Annotated in this window: 19 protein-coding genes; 7 read left to right on the forward strand and 12 right to left on the reverse strand. The window is 70.9% G+C overall.

Annotation, left to right across the window (positions count from 1 at the left end):
• From AB0J09_RS12165 to AB0J09_RS12180, 4 genes are all read right to left on the reverse strand, one after another.
• On the reverse strand, nt 1–860 hold an 860-nt coding region (locus AB0J09_RS12165), incomplete at its 3' end, for a TIGR04222 domain-containing membrane protein (RefSeq protein ID WP_360689103.1).
• Nucleotides 861–913: 53 nt separating this feature from the next.
• Nucleotides 914–2,290, reverse strand: a complete 1,377-nt coding sequence (locus tag AB0J09_RS12170) for an aminotransferase class V-fold PLP-dependent enzyme (RefSeq protein ID WP_360689105.1) — start codon at nt 2,288–2,290, stop codon at nt 914–916.
• Between the two features lie 41 nt (nt 2,291–2,331).
• Entirely contained in the window at nt 2,332–3,141 is an 810-nt protein-coding gene (locus AB0J09_RS12175) for an AraC family transcriptional regulator (RefSeq protein ID WP_360689107.1), read from the reverse strand.
• A 49-nt stretch (nt 3,142–3,190) separates the two neighbouring features.
• Nucleotides 3,191–3,736, reverse strand: a complete 546-nt coding sequence (locus AB0J09_RS12180; RefSeq protein WP_360689109.1) for a helix-turn-helix domain-containing protein — start codon at nt 3,734–3,736, stop codon at nt 3,191–3,193.
• Between the two features lie 56 nt (nt 3,737–3,792).
• Between AB0J09_RS12180 and AB0J09_RS12185 the strand changes: the two genes are divergently transcribed.
• Nucleotides 3,793–5,031: an alpha/beta hydrolase gene (locus AB0J09_RS12185; RefSeq protein WP_360689111.1), complete on the forward strand. Its 1,239-nt coding sequence runs from the start codon at nt 3,793–3,795 to the stop codon at nt 5,029–5,031.
• 14 nt (nt 5,032–5,045) lie between these two features.
• Here AB0J09_RS12185 and AB0J09_RS12190 read toward each other — a convergent pair whose 3' ends face one another.
• From AB0J09_RS12190 to AB0J09_RS12200, 3 genes are all read right to left on the reverse strand, one after another.
• Nucleotides 5,046–6,050 carry a cytochrome d ubiquinol oxidase subunit II gene (locus AB0J09_RS12190; RefSeq protein ID WP_360689113.1) on the reverse strand — a complete coding sequence of 335 codons (1,005 nt, stop codon included), beginning with the start codon at nt 6,048–6,050 and terminating at the stop codon, nt 5,046–5,048.
• Between the two features lie 2 nt (nt 6,051–6,052).
• Nucleotides 6,053–7,414: a cytochrome ubiquinol oxidase subunit I gene (locus AB0J09_RS12195; RefSeq protein ID WP_360689115.1), complete on the reverse strand. Its 1,362-nt coding sequence runs from the start codon at nt 7,412–7,414 to the stop codon at nt 6,053–6,055.
• Between the two features lie 123 nt (nt 7,415–7,537).
• A complete protein-coding gene (locus AB0J09_RS12200; RefSeq protein WP_360689117.1) occupies nt 7,538–8,536 on the reverse strand; it encodes a LacI family DNA-binding transcriptional regulator in 999 nt (332 codons plus the stop codon).
• A gap of 70 nt (nt 8,537–8,606) precedes the next feature.
• On the opposite strand from AB0J09_RS12200, the gene AB0J09_RS12205 reads away from it, so the two are divergent.
• A complete protein-coding gene (locus AB0J09_RS12205; protein ID WP_360689119.1) occupies nt 8,607–9,551 on the forward strand; it encodes a nucleoside hydrolase in 945 nt (314 codons plus the stop codon).
• Nucleotides 9,548–10,480 (forward strand): adenosine deaminase, encoded by a 933-nt coding sequence (gene add, locus AB0J09_RS12210; RefSeq protein WP_360689121.1) that lies wholly within the window; start codon nt 9,548–9,550, stop codon nt 10,478–10,480. The genes AB0J09_RS12205 and add overlap by 4 nt, the downstream gene beginning before the upstream one ends.
• Nucleotides 10,481–10,506: 26 nt before the next feature.
• On the opposite strand, the gene AB0J09_RS12215 is transcribed toward add, so the two are convergent.
• Nucleotides 10,507–10,662: a hypothetical protein gene (locus AB0J09_RS12215; RefSeq protein WP_360689123.1), complete on the reverse strand. Its 156-nt coding sequence runs from the start codon at nt 10,660–10,662 to the stop codon at nt 10,507–10,509.
• Nucleotides 10,663–10,675: 13 nt separating this feature from the next.
• Between AB0J09_RS12215 and AB0J09_RS12220 the strand changes: the two genes are divergently transcribed.
• A complete protein-coding gene (locus AB0J09_RS12220) occupies nt 10,676–10,996 on the forward strand; it encodes a hypothetical protein (protein WP_360689125.1) in 321 nt (106 codons plus the stop codon).
• On the opposite strand, the gene AB0J09_RS12225 is transcribed toward AB0J09_RS12220, so the two are convergent.
• Together AB0J09_RS12225 and AB0J09_RS12230 are read right to left on the reverse strand one after the other, a co-directional pair.
• Nucleotides 10,987–11,805 (reverse strand): dioxygenase, encoded by an 819-nt coding sequence (locus AB0J09_RS12225; protein ID WP_360689170.1) that lies wholly within the window; start codon nt 11,803–11,805, stop codon nt 10,987–10,989. The genes AB0J09_RS12220 and AB0J09_RS12225 overlap by 10 nt on opposite strands.
• 62 nt (nt 11,806–11,867) lie before the next feature.
• The gene (locus AB0J09_RS12230; protein WP_360689127.1) at nt 11,868–13,199 is read right to left on the reverse strand and encodes an MFS transporter; all 1,332 of its coding nucleotides are present in this window, start codon (nt 13,197–13,199) and stop codon (nt 11,868–11,870) included.
• 87 nt (nt 13,200–13,286) lie between these two features.
• Between AB0J09_RS12230 and AB0J09_RS12235 the strand changes: the two genes are divergently transcribed.
• Nucleotides 13,287–13,472 (forward strand): hypothetical protein, encoded by a 186-nt coding sequence (locus AB0J09_RS12235; RefSeq protein ID WP_360689129.1) that lies wholly within the window; start codon nt 13,287–13,289, stop codon nt 13,470–13,472.
• The gene (locus AB0J09_RS12240; RefSeq protein WP_360689131.1) at nt 13,469–13,603 is read left to right on the forward strand and encodes a hypothetical protein; all 135 of its coding nucleotides are present in this window, start codon (nt 13,469–13,471) and stop codon (nt 13,601–13,603) included. The genes AB0J09_RS12235 and AB0J09_RS12240 overlap by 4 nt, the downstream gene beginning before the upstream one ends.
• Here AB0J09_RS12240 and AB0J09_RS12245 read toward each other — a convergent pair.
• Nucleotides 13,600–13,980 (reverse strand): VOC family protein, encoded by a 381-nt coding sequence (locus AB0J09_RS12245; RefSeq protein ID WP_360689132.1) that lies wholly within the window; start codon nt 13,978–13,980, stop codon nt 13,600–13,602. The genes AB0J09_RS12240 and AB0J09_RS12245 overlap by 4 nt on opposite strands.
• A 145-nt stretch (nt 13,981–14,125) precedes the next feature.
• Between AB0J09_RS12245 and AB0J09_RS12250 the strand changes: the two genes are divergently transcribed.
• Complete coding sequence (locus AB0J09_RS12250; RefSeq protein ID WP_360689134.1) at nt 14,126–14,668, forward strand: MOSC domain-containing protein; 543 nt, start codon at nt 14,126–14,128, stop codon at nt 14,666–14,668.
• 68 nt (nt 14,669–14,736) lie between these two features.
• Here AB0J09_RS12250 and AB0J09_RS12255 read toward each other — a convergent pair whose 3' ends face one another.
• Entirely contained in the window at nt 14,737–16,878 is a 2,142-nt protein-coding gene (locus tag AB0J09_RS12255) for a family 43 glycosylhydrolase (RefSeq protein ID WP_360689136.1), read from the reverse strand.
• Nucleotide 16,879: the final 1 nt, after the last annotated feature.

Genomic DNA, 16,879 nt, shown 5'->3' on the forward strand with positions numbered 1-16,879 from the left:
GCCGCAGGCGCACACGGTCGACGACCAGTCTGTTCCCGGTGTTGCCGTTCAGGTAGTAGAGGTTCGTGGCCCGAAAGGTGGCCGTCGGGGATCGCCCGGGTGCTGATCTCGGCCGACAGCGCGGGGTCGCCGAGGTGGCTCAACCCGTAGAGCGCCAGCGGCATCGCCACCGCGTCGGCGACGACCCCGTGCGGGTGCTCCCGCCGCGCCTTCTCCACGTGATGGCGCCCCGCCCGGCCGAGCGTGACCCGCCGGCTCCTGGCGTACAGGGGTCTGATCTTCTTGGCGACCAACCAGCTCGCGCCGAACCCCAGCAGGCTCGCCACCGACAACTCCGGCGAGCCCATGATGATCATGACGATCACGTTGACCACCATCCCGCCGACCGCGATCCCGGGGGTCCATCTCAGCAGGTCCTGGCAGACGCGGTACCCGGCCACGGCCTGGGGATCGACGAGCAGGCCCAGGCCGACGAGCCTGTCCCTGATCTCGGCGACCTCCGCGCTCCCCGCCACCTCCCGCTTGACGCGCACGGCCGGCTGACCGACTGACCGCCCGGCCATGATCGCGAGCACCCGCTGCTCCACCGGGTATCCCGCGGAGACGGCGCCGCGAACGCGGTGCAGCTTGCCCCCTCTCGTGACCCGGATCTCGCCCTCCCTGGAAAGCAGCCCCAGCGCGGTGTCCGCCACCCGCGCGGGGCCGCCGGCCAGATAGGCGAGGTCGTAGTAGCCGAGCTCGACGTCCCTCAGCCCGCCGACCCTCAGGCGAGCCCTAGCCCGCGATAACTCCGCCGTGAGAACCGTGCCGACGGTGACCGCCCCCAGCAGCGCCGACACGAGAGCCAGGACAACGTCCATCCGAACCTCCCCGTGTTCCGGATCAACGCATAAGGAGGACATGAAGGTTCCGGTCAGCACGCCGAGCGGATGATGTCCAGGGCCTCCTCGACGCGGTCGGCATGGGTGCGGAAGCTGAGCACGCACATTCGCAGGAAGAACCTGCCGTCGATGGTGGTGCTGCTCAGGTAGACGCGCCGGCTGGAATTGATCTCGGCCAGCAGCCGCCTGTTGTCCTCGTCCGTCCCGCGTAGCCGGAAGAGCAGCACCGTCAGGTCCGGCTGCCACGGCACCTCGAAGCGCGGGTCCTGAGCGAGGTGGCGGTGGAGGTAGGCGGCGAGGTCGAGCTTCTCGTCCAGTTCCTGTTCGAAGGCCCGTACGCCGTGCAGGTGCAGGGGCAGCCACAGCCGCAGCCCGCGGAACTCCCGGGTCAGCTCCACCCCGAGGTGCCCGAAGTCGGGCAGGTCGTCCATCGGGCTGAGGTCTTGCAGGTACCGGCCATCGGCGGCGTGGGCGGCATGCAGTACGGCCGGGTCGCGCACCAGCAGCAGGCCCGTGCCGTACGGGAGGAACAGGCTCTTGTGCGGATCCAGCGCGATCGAGTCGGCCGCCTCGATGCCGGCGAGCCGGGCCCGGCCGCGCTCGGTGAGCTGGAATCCCCCACCGTAGGCGGCGTCCACGTGGAACCACAGCCCTTCCCCGCGAGCCAGCTCGCCCAGCTCGGGAAGCGGGTCGACGGTGCCGGAGCTGGTGGTTCCCGCGGTGCCGACCAGCAGGAACGGGCGCAGCCCCGCGGCGCGGTCGGCAGCGATCATCGTGGCCGCCGCCGAAACGTCCATGCGCAGGTCGGCGGTGGCGGGCAGGGTACGGATCCGCTCGGCGGGCAGGCCGGCGATGCGGGCCGCCTTGGCGACGCAGTAGTGCGTGTGCTCGGTCACGTACAAGGTGCCGTCTCCCCGGGCGTGGCGCGCGGCGAGCAGCGCCGAGAGCGTCGCCACCGACGCGCCCGTCGTGACCAGCCCGCCCGCGCCCGCGGGCAGCCCGAACCGGTCGCAGAACCAGGTCAGCACCCCGTGTTCCATGGCGACCAGCGCGGGTGCCACCTGGGCCACGCCGGTGAAGCGGTTGACGGTCTGGGCCAGCAGTTCGGCCAGCGCCGCGGTGACCAGCCCGCCCGCCGGGAAGTAGGCGAGATAGCCCGGACCGGCCGTGTCCACGCCTTGCCCGGCGGCCTGGCGAAAGAGCTCCAGGAGCGCGGCGAAGTCGCCAGGACCGTCGCCGGGCGGCCGCCGCAGCGTGGTGGTCAGCCGTTCGGCCTGCTCGTAGTCGCTCGCGGGCGCCGAGTCCAGCTCGCGGACCCAGTCGGCCAGGAAGTCCACCGCGTGCCGGCCCAGGCGCGCGATGGCGGAGGGGTCGAGTTCGAGGGGAAGAGCACGTTCGTCGGTCGTCACGCGGGCACCGTAGACGCACGGCGTACGTGAAGGATTGGACGTTATTGCACCCCACGCTGGTAGGCCCGCGGCGGCACGCCGACCAGGCGGCGGAAGTGCCGCGAGAGGTGCGACTGATCGCAGAACCCCACCGTGACGGCCGCCTGCGCCGGCGGTATTCCCTGCCGCAGCAGCTCGCGAGCCTTCGCGACGCGCAGCTGGGTCACGTACGCGTGCGGCGGCATGCCGTACGCGCGCCGGAAGGAGCGCACCAGGGCGTACGGCGTGACCCCTCCCACGGCCGCCAGCTCGGTCAGGCCTGGCGGGTCCGGCATCGTCGCGTGCAGCAGGTCCCGCACCTGGGCCACGCTCCTCCTGCCGGTCCTGCGGGCCTGGCGCTGCGGACGGCGCGTGCCGTACGCGCGGAGCATGAGGGCCAGCAGCGTGTAGAGCTGGGAGTCGGCGGCCAGCGACGCGCCGGACTCCGCCACGCGATGGGCGGCCGCCACCCGCCGGGCCATCCGCGCGTCGGCGACCACCCGCCGCTCGAATGACGGGGTCCCGCCCGGCACGCCGATCTCGTCGGCGACCTCCCGCACCTGCTCGACGCTCGGGTACAGCACCCGGTACGCCCATCCGTCGGCCGTGTGGGGCCCGCCCGTGTGGACGACGCCCGGCTCGATCAGCACGACCTCGTCCGCGCCTGTGTACTGCACGCCGTCGGCGAACCGGATCTCCTCCTGACCGGCCTCCACCGTCCCGATCGCATACGTCTCGTGGCTGTGCCGGGCGAACCGGTGCCGGACGAACCGCGCATGCATCAGGTCCAGGCCGCCGAGCCCGTGGTAACGCCAGTAGCGGACAGATTCCACATATCACTTCATAGCGCGAAAGCGGCTGAAACAGCACCAGGCTAGGCGCTCAATCGGGATCGGCGGACGGCTGCTCGATCGGGAACTGGATAGGGCTGATCAGGTATTGCGTCCGCCCTGGCGCGGGGGAATTGTCCAGCACGGGCAGGATCGCGCGACGCATCTGGGTGATCAGCTCGAGCAGCTCCTCCCGGCTGAGCCAGACGGCGTGCTGGCGGTATCCGACGAGGTCCGCCGCCGGGTCGGCGTGCTCCTTGTCCAGATAGGCGTTGAACTCGGCGAGCAGGGCGGCCATCGCCACGGCGAACCCGCGCCGGTGATCCTCGGGCGTCAGCGACTCGGCGGTGCCGGCGTCGATCGTGGCCCGGTCCTGGCGCAGCCGGTAGAGGCGCTCCACGGCGCCGCGCACCCGCCTCTCCTCGGCCACCTCCAGGATCCCTCCGGCGGCCAGCAGCTCGATGTGCCGGTAGACGGTGGCCTTCGAGACGTCGGGGATGCGAGCGCACAGCTGGGAGGTGGTCAGCGTCCGGCCGCCGCGCAGCGCGTGCACGATGCGCAGCCGTACGGGCTGTCCCAGGAGCTCCAACGGGTCCATTCCCCTACGATCTCATGATGTGCTACCTTTCTCAAAAATCGAGAAGGGTAGCGGGGATGGCAACGGATCCGGTGGCGACCGCCACGGCAGTGGTCGGCATGGCGCGCGACGGGCGCTTCACGGAAATCGAGGGCCTGTTCGCGGCGCCGCTGCGGGCGCTGGTGTCCGCTGAGACGCTCCGGGCCGCCTGGGCCGCCGAGACGGGCGTGAAAGGGCCTGTTTCCGCTGTGGGAGAGCCGGTGAGCGAGCCGATCCAGGAGGGACTGGTCCGGGTGAGCGTTCCGGTGACATGCGAGCGCGGAGGGCTCACGGTCGTCATGTCGGTTGACGACGCCGGCCTGCTGAACGGCCTGCGGCTCGCGCCCGCGAGCGTCGCGGAGTGGGCCCCCCCGCCTTACGCCCGTCCGGAGACGTTCGACGAGCAAGAGGTCACCGTCGGCTCCGGCCCGCTGGCCGTGCCGGGGACGTTGAGCCTGCCGCGCGGGGGCGGCCCGTGGCCCGGCGTGGTGCTGCTCAGCGGCGGGGGTCCGTTCGACAGGGACGCCACCAGCGGGCCGAACAAGCCGCTCAAGGACCTGGCCTGGGGGCTGGCCGGCATGGGGGTGGCGGTCCTGCGGTACGACAAGGTGACCCACGTCCACGCCCTGGCGGATGACTTCACGATGGCCGACGAGTACGTCCCGCACACGGTGGCCGCCGTCCACCTGCTCCAGCGCCGGCCGGATGTGGACCCGGCGCGGATCTTCGTCCTCGGCCACAGCATGGGCGGCAAGGCGGCCCCGCGGATCGCGGCCGCCGAGCCGTCCGTGGCCGGTCTGGTGATCCTGGCCGGTGACGCCCAGCCGATGCACGAGGCCGCCGTCCGCACCGTCCGCTACCTCGCCGCGCTCAACCCCGCTGCGCAGGCGGCCGTCGAGACCATCGAACGGCAGGCCGCCATGGTCGCCGGCCCTGACCTGTCACCCGACACGCCCGCCACGGAGCTGCTGTTCGGCTTCTCCGGGTCGTACTGGCTGGACATGCGTGGCTACGACCCCGTCGCGACCGCGGCCGCGCTCGACAAGCCGATGCTCCTGCTCCAGGGCGCCCGTGACTACCAGGTGACCGTCGAGGACGACCTCGCGCGATGGAAGGCGGGGCTCGCGCACCGGTCGGACGTCACGTTCCGCGTCTACGACGCCGACGACCACCTGTTCTTTCCCGGCGAGGGCCCCTCCGGCCCGGCGGATTACGAGCCGGCCCAGCACGTGGACCCGGCCGTCGTCGCGGACATCGCGGAGTGGCTCATCCCCTAGCGACCCCATGGCCCCTACGACGAGGTCCCGCGGTCTCGCTGGAAGGTGGCGTACAACCACCACAGCGACGGCAGCAGCAGGAGCGCGCCCACGGCCAGCGCTCCGAGGCTGGCCGCCAGGACGGAGTCGGTGGCGGCCGCCTCGTCCAGAGGGACGCCGGGGAGCGGCGCCGGATACTGTCCGACCCCCCAGCCCCACAGCAGCCCCGTCACGGCCAGCGCGGCGGTGATCCGCACGGCCACGTACGCCCGCCGCCACATCAGCGCCAGTGAGGCCAGCCCCGCGATCACGGACAGCAGGAGGAGCGGCAGCGCCCGCCCCGAAGTGAGCTCGGTGAACAGGCGGGGCGCGTCGGCCCACAGGACGAGCTGGCCCGCGGCCGACAGCACCCCGACGACCACGCCACAGCCCAGCGCCCGCCGCCGGAAGGCCTCCACGAGATCGGCGTCCCCTTCGCGCTGGGCGTCCCGGGTCAGGTAGACGCAGGCGAGGTAGGCCGCGGTGCCGACGGCCAGCGCTCCGGCGGTCACGGAGGTGGGGTTCAGCCAGCTGCCCACCAGGTCGCCCTTGGCTATGCCGGGCGGCACCCGGCCCGAGGCGATCGCGCCGGCGACCGTGCCGAGGAAGAACGGGGTGGCGACGGAGGAGAAGGCGAACGTGGCGCCGAACAGCCGGCGCTGCCACAGCTCCGTGGAGACCTTGCGGAAGGCGAAGGCCGCGCCGCGGCCGATGATGCCCAGCGCGGCGAGCGTGAGCGGGATGTAGAGGGTCGAGGCGACGGCGGCGAACACCGACGGGATGCCGGTCCACGTCAGCACGATCACGAAGATCAGCCACACGTGGTTGGCCTCCCACACGGGGCCGATCGAGTGCTCGATCAGCGCCCGCTGCCGCTGCCCCGCCTTGGCGCCGCCGGCGAGCAGGTCCCAGATGCCGCCGCCGAAGTCCGCGCCGCCGAACAGCACGTACGCGGTCAGGCCGAGCCACAGGACCGCGAGCATGATCTCTGGCAGCGGCATGCTCACACGACCTTGTAACCGCTGACGTCGCGTTCCTGAGGCGCGACCGGCACCGGGACGTCGCGGGCCAGGCGGCGCAGCACGTAAACGGTGGCCACGGTCAGCAGCAGGTAGACCACCGTCACCAGCACGAACCCGTACACCAGGCCGGGCGCCGGGTTGACCGCCTGCGACGTGCGCAGCACCCTGAAGACGATCCACGGCTGGCGGCCCACCTCGGTGACGACCCAGCCGGCCTCCAGCGCCAGCACCGCGGCCACGCCCGACACCGCCGCCGCACGCAGGAACCAGGGCGATCGGGGCAGGTCACGTCGCCGTCTCCACTCCAACGCCAGCCAGGCGGCCAGGGCCAGCAGGGCGAAGCCCAGCGCGACCATGATCTGGAACGCCCAGTGCACCACGTTGACCGGCGGGCGGTCGGCGGACGGCACCTCCTCCAGCCCGTGGATCTCGGCATTCGGATCCCAGTGCGCCAGCAGGGAAAGCCCGTACGGGATCTCCAGCGCGTATCGCATCTCGTCGTCGATCGCGATGCCGCCGAGATGGAGCGGGACCCCGCGCCCGGTCCTGAACACGCCTTCCATGGCGGCGAGCTTGACCGCCTGGTGGTCGGCCACGGAGTGGGCGGCCCAGTCCCCCACGCCGATCTGCACCGGGGTGATGATCGCCGCCACGGTCAGCGGCAGCAGCAGGCCGAGCCGGTGGTAGCGGTCACGGCGGCCGCGCAGCATGGCGACGGCGTAGACGCTCGCGATGCCGAACCCGGTGACCATGAACGCGGCCAGGATCATGTGCGTGGTCATCGGCGGCGTGGACGGGTTGAACATCGCGCCCCACGGGTCGACCGCCACGATGCGGCCGTCCCCCACCTGGAAGCCGGTCGGCTGCTGCATCCAGGCGTTGGCGCTGACGACGAAGAACGCGCTGGCCACCCCCGCCAGCACGATCGGGATCCCGGCCAGCATGTGCGTCCTGGGCGGCAGCCGGTCCCAGGCGTACAGGTAGATGCCCACGAAGATGGCCTCGATGAAGAACGCGATGCCCTCCAGGGAGAACGGCAGGCCGATGACCTCGCCGTACACGCCCATCATGCCCGGCCACAGCAGGCCCATCTCGAACGACAGGATCGTGCCCGACACCGCGCCGACCGCGAACAGCACGCCCATCGCCTTGGCCCAGCGGCGGGCCAGCAGCCGGTAGTGCGAATCGGCGCTACGGTGGCCCCGCCACTCGGCGATCAGCGTGATGGCCGGCATCCCGACGCCGAAGCAGGCGAGCACGATGTGCCAGCCCAGCGACAGCGCCATCTGCATCCGCGCGGCCCACAGGTCGGCGCCGCCGCCGTCCAGGGCATGAACGGTCATCGCGGCCCCGTGACACATGACCTTCGTTCCCCCGCTGCTCAGATCGATCCCGCCGCGAATCCTCCCCAACATCAGGCACGGGTAACGCCAAGATCCCCCAACGCATCCCTGCAGCTCAGGGGGTCATCCCCCGCACCCGCAACTGCGCCGCCGGATCAGAGCCGCCTCCCCAGTCCGGGTCGGTGGCTGGGCGAGCGCGGCGGGAGAGAGGAGCAGGTCCACGGCCTGCTCGGCCATGGCCTGGAGCGGCTGCTCGGTGACCGTCAGCGCGGGAGCGGTGTAGGCACTCTCCGGGGTCCCGTCGAGGCTGATCAGGGCGAGCCGGTCAGGGACGGCAAGGCCGCGGGCCCAGGCGCCGGACAGGATGCCGATGGCCTGCTCGTCGGTGGCCGTGATCAAGGCGCGCGGCATGGCGCCCTCCGAGACGAGGCGGCGGGTCAGGGCGTCCGCCGCGGCACGCGAGTAGTCGCAGCGCAGGAGCACGGGCCCGGGGTCTCCGGCGATGGCCGCGTCCCACGCCTCCCGCCGCACGCCCACGGGCCCCTCATCGTGCGGGCCCGCCAGAAAGGCGATGCTCCCGTGCCCGTGCCTGCGCAGGTGCGCGACCGCCTCCCGCACGGCCGCCTGATTGTCGGCCGCCACCACCGGCGCGTGCCCGTGCGGGGGACCGTTGTGGACATACACGGCAGGTACGCCGGCCGCCTCGGCCAACGCCGCCGCGTCACCAGCGGTGTCCGCTGAAACGATCACCAGCCCGTCGACCTGGGCGGCCAGGAAACGTTCGACGAGATGCCGCTGGCGCTCCGCGGAGAACCCGGCGTTGCCCACCAGCGTGAGCCGGTCGCGCCGCTCGAGCGCCTGCTCGACGTGTCTGGCCAGGGCGCCGAAGTACGGGTTGGACGCGTCGGCCAGCACCAGGCCCACCACTCCCGTGGTGCGCGAGCGCAGCGCGCGGGCGATGCGGTTGGGGCGGTAACCGAGCTCGGCCGCCGCGGCCAGGACGCGCTCGCGGGTCGCGGCGGCCACGGGACGGGGGCCGTTGTTGATCACATAGCTGACCACCGCCGTCGAGGTCCCCGCTCTGCGGGCCACGTCGGCCAGAGTGCTCGGGCGTTTCGTCATAGCGGTTTACATTCTCGCATCTAATCGATTAGATAGGCGCTCTAAACGATTAGAAAGAGAGAGGCGTGCCGTGCTGCCCTTGATCGTCGACACCGACACCGGCTCGGACGACGCGGTGGCGCTGCTGCTGGCCGCCGCCAGCGGTCTGGGCGACGTCCGCGCCGTGACCACGGTGGCGGGCAACGTGCCGCTGGCGACCGGGACCCGTAACGCGCTCATCTCCCTGCAGATGGCCGGGCGCGCCGACATCCCCGTCCATCCCGGCTGCGAGTGCCCGATGAGTCGCACGTTGTCGACCGCCCAGCAGGTGCACGGCGACGACGGGATGGGAGACATCGGCCTGCCGGAGCCCGAGCGCGCCGCCCAGCCCGAACACGCGGTCGACGTCCTCCTGGACTACCCGCGCCGCCACCCCGGCGAGCTGACGCTGGTCACCCTCGGCCCGCTCACCAACCTCGCCGTCGCCCTACTCCGCGACCGCGACCTGATCGGCCGGTACCGGCACGTGTACTGCATGGCCGGCGCCGCTGACATGCACGGCAACATCTCGGCCACCGCCGAGTTCAACGTGTGGGCCGATCCCGAGGCCGCCCGGGTGGTGCTGGAGTCCGCCACGCCGGACCAGGTGACCTGGATCGGCTGGGACGTCTCGCGTAAGGACGCGGTCATGACACCCGCCGATCAGCTCTGGCTGGAGCAGCTCGGCACCCCCATGGCCACCTTCGCCCACCGCGTCAACCGCACGGTCGCCGAGTGGGCCCGGGACGTCACCGGCCTGTCCGGGTACGACCTCCCCGACCCCGTCGCGATGGCCGTGGCGCTCCGGCCGGAGCTGGTCCTCGAGCAGGAGCAGGCCCACGTGGACGTCGCCCTCGGGGACGAGACCCGCGGGCAGCTGATCATCGACCGCCGCCGCTCCGCTCCCGCCCCGAACCTGACGCTGGTCCGGCGGGTCAACGAGCGCGGCTTCAAGCAGTTGCTGTTCGACACCTGTGCCCTGGAAGGAGATCGATGATCCCGCGCTACGAGCTGCACTGCCACCTCGACGGATCCGTACGCCCCGGCACCGTCGCCGACCTGGCCCGCCGCCAGGGCATCACCCTGGACGGCCCCGTCGAGCGGCTGGTCACGGCGCCCGCCGGCTGCGGCAGCCTGGCCGGCTTCCTCACCTACATCGACGTGCCTCTCCTGGTGCTGCAGACGCCCGACGCGTTGAGCAGGGCCGCCTGCGAGCTGGTCGAGGACTGGCATGCCGACGGCGTGGTCTACGGCGAGGTGCGCTTCGCCCCGCAACTGCACGGCCGCCACGGCATGTCCCAGGGCGAGGCGGTCGAGGCCGTCGCCGAGGGCCTGGCGGCGGGGCGGGCGGCCACCGGAGTGCGTACCGGGCTGCTGCTGTGCTGCCTGCGGCACCAGACGCCGCAGGAGAGCCTCGCCGTCGCAGAGACGGCGCTGCGGCACCGCGACAAGGTGGCCGGACTCGACCTGGCCGGCGACGAGCGACTGCACGGCGCCGCACCGCACCGGGCCGCCTTCGACCTCGCCCACTCGGCGGGGCTCCCGTGTACGGTGCACGCCGGCGAGGCGGCCGGCCCGGAGAGCATGTGGGAGGCGATCGACGTGCTCGGCGCGCGCCGGATCGGCCACGGCGTACGGTGCGCGGGCGACGGGGCGCTGCTCGACCGGCTGCGGCGCGACCGGATCGCCCTGGAGATGTGCCCGACCAGCAACGTGCTGACCGGCGCCGTACCCAGCCTGGCCGAACACCCCGCCACCCGGCTCCTGGCGGCCGGGCTGCCCGTCACCGTCAGCACCGACACGCGCACCACAGCGGCGACCACGCTGGCCCAGGAGTTCGCCGGCTGGACGGCCGAGCAGGAGCGGCTCGCCCAGACCCATGCGGCCGCCGCGGCCTTCGGAACTGAAATTTTCACCGCATCTTGACAGCCCTTGTTGCTAGCCCGAACACTCTATGCCGCTTCGAATATGTGACATGCCGCGATCTTCACCGACGACGACCTGGCCTTCGGCACCGGCGGGGGCGGCACTCCCACACCCGTCAACCTGGCCACGACGGCGACGCCCTCGGCCTCGTACACCTCGCCCTGGGAGAGCGTCGCGGCCATCAACGACGGCCAGGTGCCCAGCCCGCGCTGGGGCACCTGGCCGGAGACCGGGACCCAGTGGGCCGGGCTGACGTGGTCCGCGGCTCAGACCATCAAGTCGGCCGAGGTCTACTTCTTCGACGACGGCGGCGAGGTGCGCGTGCCCGCGTCGTGGAAGCTGCAGTACTGGAACGGCTGCGCCTACGCCGACGTGCCGGGGGCGAGCGGGTACGGGATCGTGGCCGACACGTACAACGCGGTCACGTTCACCGCTGTCAGCACGACCCGGCTCCGGGTCGTGCTGCAGAGCGGCCAGGGCTCGGTCGGGCTGCTGGAGGTACGCGCTTACGGCTGACGCACGGAAGGGGGCACTCCAAGGGGAGGACGGAGCGGTACGAGCCTGACATCGAACTCGATCTCCTCGTACGGCCCGTCCATCCCCCAGCCCCCGGTCCGCGGTCGCGCCTCCCGGATGAGCTCCTCCTTGACCGCGAACGCCGCGTCGGAGCCCAGGTAGGGGTCGCCGGCCAGGAACACGTGCGTGGTCAGCGGCCGGTGGCCCGGCGCGGTGACCCGGTAGTGCAGGTGGGCGGGGCGCATGGGATGGCGTCCGATGGCGTGCAGCAGCCTGCCGGCGGTGCCGTCGGTGGGGACCGGGTAGCTGCTCGGCCGGATCGTACGGAACCAGTAGCGGCCGCCGGCATCGGCGGTGAACAGGCCACGCAGGTTGCCCGGCTCCTGGGCCTCGTCCTGGGAGTCGTACAGGCCGGCGTCGCTGGCCTGCCACAGCTCCACCTTCGCCCCGGCCAGCGGGGCGCCGTCGCAGTCCGTGACCCGGCCGTGCACCACGGCCGGGACCGCGCGGTCGCGCTCCGGGCCGTGGCTGATCCAGTCGCCGAGCTCGCGCGCGGGCGCCGGGGAGTGGAAGGGGCCCTGGACGGAGGACGGGGTCATGCCCTCGGGGCCCTCGTGGTTGACGTCGTCGACCGCGCTGGTCAGGCCGAGCATGTCCGACAGCAGGACGAACTCGTCGCGCTCCGGCGTGCACATCCTCCCGGTCTCGATCAGGAAGCCGAGGCCCGCCATCCATTCCTCCTCGGTGGGCCTGACCTCCTCGACGAAGGCGTGCAGGTGGGTGATGAGTGCGGTGACGACCTCGTTGATCCGGGGGTCGGCCCCGCCGACCTGGCTGGACCTGTCGCAGCAGCGGTGTCACACGTTCCTGCCTAGGTGGTCTTGGGCTGCACGTCGTCGTACTCGACCGCGTAGTCCTGCTGCGACCGGTCCTTCAGCGCGGCCGCCGCAACTACGCTGATCAACGCACATATCGCCATATATATGGCGATGGCGAACGAGCTCTGGTACGTCGCATATAACCACACCGCGATCAACGGCGCGGGCCCGCCCGCCGTCACCGAGGCCAGCTGGTACCCGAGCGAGGCCCCGCTGTAGCGCAGCCGCCCGGTGAAGCTCTCGGCGATGAACGTGGCCTGCGGGCCGTACTGGATGTCGTGGATGGGCGCCGTCAGCACGATGGCCAGGAAGACCAGCGAGGGGACGCGGGTGTCGAGCAGCGGCCAGTAAATGAACGACCAGACCACCATGACCGCGGCGCCGATGATGTACAGCCTGCGCCGCCCCACGAGGTCGGAGATGTATCCCCAGAAGGGCACGGTGAACAGTGACACGATTCCGGCGGCGATGACGTACGGATAGATGTCGCCCGCCTTGAACCCCAGGGTCTTGGTGGCGTACGTGAGGATGAAGACGGTGAAGATGTAGAACGGCGCCTGCTGCCCGGTCCTGAGCAGCGCGCTCAGCACGATCTCCCGCCAGTTCCTGACGATGACCTCACGCACCGGGACGCGCTCGACCCTGTTCTCCTTCAGGAGCTTGGCGAAGACCGGCGTCTCCAGGATGCCGAGCCTGATGTAGAGGCCGACGCCGGCCATCACGATGCTGAGCAGGAACGGAATGCGCCATCCCCAGGTGGGGTCGAGCGGCTGGAACACCTCGAGTGCCAGGTAGCCGAGCACGAGCCCGACCGGCACCCCGAACTGCGGCCAGCTGCCCAGGAACCCGCGCCGCCCACCACGCGACTTGCCCCACTCGGTGGCCAGGAGCACGGACCCGCCCCACTCGCCGCCGACGCTGATGCCCTGGAGCAGCCGGAGCACGGTCAGCAGGATGCCGCCCCAGATCCCGATCTGCTCGTACGTCGGCAGCACCCCGACCAGCGCGGTGGCGATACCCATGCTCAGGAGCGTGATGATGAGGGTGGCCTTGCGACCGATCCGATCGCCGTAGTGCCCGAAGATCGCCGCCCCGATCGGGCGGGCGGCGAACCCGCCGAAGTAGGTGCCCAGAGACAGCAGGAGACCCGTCGTGGGGTCACTCTTCGGGAAGAACAATTCCGCGAAGATCGTGCTGGCGGCGAAGCCGTAGAGGAAGAAGTCGTACCATTCGATCGAGGTCCCCACGGCGGAGGCGATCACCGCCCGGACCAGTTGTCTTCTCGTCTGCTGTTCTGTCGCGTCGAGTCGCTGCTCCTCAACCATCTACCGCTCCTCGGTAGGTCCCGCGTTTCTCGCGACGCTACATGATGCATCATCGATGGTCACGAGCCCTGATTCTCAGGAGGCCTGATGAGTGATGTCCTGAGCCGCTTACGGTCCGCGCCCGCCAAGGCGGTGGACTCGGCCGAGTACGGGGCCGACTTCGCCAGGGAGTTCGAGGCCGCGAGTGGGGTGCTCTGGAAACTCGAACGCGCCCAGCACTTCGACGAGGGCGGTCTGCCGAGCTACCTGGCCATGCTCGAGGGCGACTGGTGACCGGACGGCACACCGGCGCCCGCAAGATCACCGACCGGGAGGTCGTCGAGCCCTGCATACCGGTCCTCGCCGGCCTCTTCGAGAAGGGCGAGGACCTACGTTCCTACCGGGCCAGGACGAGGGATCGCTAGTAGGTGGAAACTTCGATCAGGTTTCCATCAGGGTCGCGGAAGTAGACCGACGTTATGGGACCTTGAGCGCCAGTCCTGCGGACCGGGCCCTCCTCGATGGGAACCCCGCACGTCTCCAGATGCCGTACGACTTCCTCGATTGGGACAGCGCTGATCAGGCAGAGATCGGCGGACCCCGGCACCGGCCTGGCAGCCTTGGGGTCGAACTCCCTCCCCGCCTCATGCAGGTTGATCTTGTGAACGCCGAACGCCAGCGCCCGGCGGCCTGCACCGAACGTCACCGGCTCCATGCCCAGGACCCCGCTGTAGAACGAGATGGTCCTTTCGATGTCCGCGACGGTAAGAACCAGGTGGTCAAGGCGCTCGATCCGAATCACGGCTCGAATGTAGCCCAGAGCCGGTTCCTTCGAGTGCGCACCCCGACATCCTGCTTCGTGCTCGTCTCGACCCTCAGAGCGGCGCACGCTGATGGCTGAATTAAGGTCCTGAGTGGGTCAGAACATACATAAGGGGTCAAGCCTGATGAGCGGGACAGTCACGGCGGTCAGCAGCAACGGCGAGTATTCCTTCACCAAGCCGAACCGGGAGAGCATCACCCTGCTCGCCGGTCTCGGGGTAGAGGGGGACGTCCATGCGGGTGTGACGGTCAAGCACCGCTCTCGGGTCGCTCAGGACCCCACCCAGCCGAACCTGCGTCAGGTCCACCTCATCCACGAGGAGCTCTTCACCCAGGTCGGCGAGGCGGGTTTCACTGTCAAGCCCGGTGAGCTCGGCGAGAACATCACCACCAGGGGTATCGATCTACTCGGCCTGCCGGTCGGTACGCTGCTGCGCATCGGCGACGAAGCCGTTGTGGAGCTGACTGGTCTGCGCAATCCTTGCGTACAGATCGACAACTTCCAGGACGGTCTGCTCAAGCAGGTCGTCGGCCGCGACGGGGCTGGGAACTTGGTGCGCAGGGCCGGGGTCATGAGCATCGTCAGAGCCGGTGGCATCGTGCGCCCCGGCGACTCGATCAAGGTAGAGCTCCCGGCTGAGCCTCATCGCCCCCTCGACCGGGTCTGACACCAGGCTCCAGCCCAACGGTCCGCGACGGCCCGGAGCCCGGTGACCGACCGGGCTCCGGGGGCGAATCACCTGCTCTGGTAAATACGCAGGTAGTCGAACTCGGCGTTGACCGGCGGCTGCGCACCGCCGTGGGCGACGAGGCCGATGCGCGGCGCGGTGTCCTTAGGGAACGTCCACACGCCGCCCCACGTCCACGTCTTGCCGTCGCGGCTCGAACCGGCGCGGAACTCGTGCTCCCCGCTCACCGGGTCGACGTGGTGGGCCAGCCTGAGCCAGGTCGTCCTGGCCGGCGGGCCGACGATGTTGCCGCCGTAGGAGAGGCGGCCGGCGAACGGGAGCTCGCGACCGTACTCGACCTGGCGGGTGTTCCAGATGGCCACCTGGCTGAGGCGGGCGAAGTCGTCGTCGGAGACGTAGGCGATCAGGCCCGCCTGCTGGTAGTTGCGTACGGTGTCCTCGCCGAGGTCGAGAGTCACCTTGGTCTCCGCGATGTAGTCGCCCTCCGGCGCGTCCCGGAGCAGGACGCTCGCGGTGTTGGCGGTGCCCACCAGGTCGGCGCTCTGGACCGGCCAGCGCAGCACGCCGCCTTCCACGCGGGCGTTCGGATCCTGGCGGACCCACTGCCAGGAAGAGTCCGCGCCGTCGAACTCGTCGGCGTCGGCAAGGCCGCCGGTACGGGGCACCGGCGCCGGACGGGTGACGGGCTTGGCCAGCCTGGCCACGCTGACGTTGTCGAAGTCGGCCACACCCTCGGCTACCAGCGCGAACGTGCCAGACAGCGGAACCGGCGAGTCGAGGCGGACCATGGCCTGGGGATCGCCGAGCCGGCTCGACGAGACCTCGGCCGTGATCGACCGCCCCTTGACCGTGACGGCCAGGTTGCGCCACGTCGCGGCCCCGCCGGGCAGGGCGACCGTACGGTGCGCGTTCCCTGCCGTGACGGTCAAGCCGCTGCCGGACACCGTCACGGTCGCGCCGCCGATCCGCAGCCCGGCCGACTGCCCGGCCAGGCGGAGGTCCGTCTCAGCGCGGACATCCCCGCCGACCGCCTGCCGCGCCGTCAGCGCGCCCTTGTCGGTGTGCCGTACATATCCGTCCTGTACGGTCCAGCCCGCACCACGCCATCCCGACAGATCATCAGTCAGGCTCACGAACCCACGCGTCACCGGCGTCTCGTCGGACCGCTCCGAGGGCCCGGCACCCGCCCGCACCGCCGGCCAGCCGTCGATCCAGTCCAGCCGGTCGAGCAGCATCGGCCGTTCGTTGATCCCGTACGGCTCGCCCAGGAACGGGTCGTTCCGGTCAATCGCGTGGTACAACATCCAGTCCTGACCGGAAAGGTCGGTGAGCTGGGCGTGGTGGCCGGTGCCGATCCAGCGGTTGCCGTTCTGGTCGAGGACGGGGGTGCCGCCGGCGCGGGACGCGAGCAGCGGCTGGCCCTCGCGGTCGACGAACGGGCCGCGCGGGCTGGTGGCGCGGCCGGCCAGGACCGAGTAGCCGGTGGTGGGGCCGGCGCAGCAGTTCGCGGACGAGGCCAGCAAGTAGTAGTAGCCGTCGCGGCGCACCACGTACGAGCCCTCGAACTTGTTGTCGATGGCCACCTGCGTCGGCTGACCCACGGTGTGGAGGCCGTCCGGGGTCAGCTCCGTGACCCACAATCCTCCGAAAAATCCGCCGAAGTAGAGGTATTTCCGGCCGTCCACGTCCGTGAACTGCGCCGGATCGATCGTGTTCCAGTACGAGTCCCCGGACGGCCGGGGCGCGACCACCGGGGCCGAGAGATGGGTCCACGGGCCGGTCGGGGTCGGGGCGGTGGCCGCCCCGATCGAGAAGTCCCACTCGTGCGGGGTGCTGGTGGTGTTGGTGACCGTGAAGTACATGACGTACCGGCCGTCGAGGTAGCGGACGTCGGGCGCCCAGAGCAGGCTGCCGGGGGCGGCGTACGGGGGCAGGTTGTCCTCGCCGAACGCGTCGCCCACGTACGTCCATGAGACCAGGTCGGTGGAGCGGGCGATCGGCAGCCGGTGGTGCTTGCCCTCGCCCTCGCGTAGCGGGTCGGAGGTGCCGTAGGAGTACCAGTAGCCGTCGAGGCCGCGGATCACGGAGGGATCGGCGAAGCTGTCGGCGAACCCCGCTGACACGGGATTGTCGTACGACTGTCCGGTGAGTAACGACATGACCAGCGAAACAACCGCTGCGATACGCATA

Source organism: Nonomuraea sp. NPDC049784, assembly GCF_040659615.1.
Lineage (GTDB): Bacteria > Actinomycetota > Actinomycetes > Streptosporangiales > Streptosporangiaceae > Nonomuraea.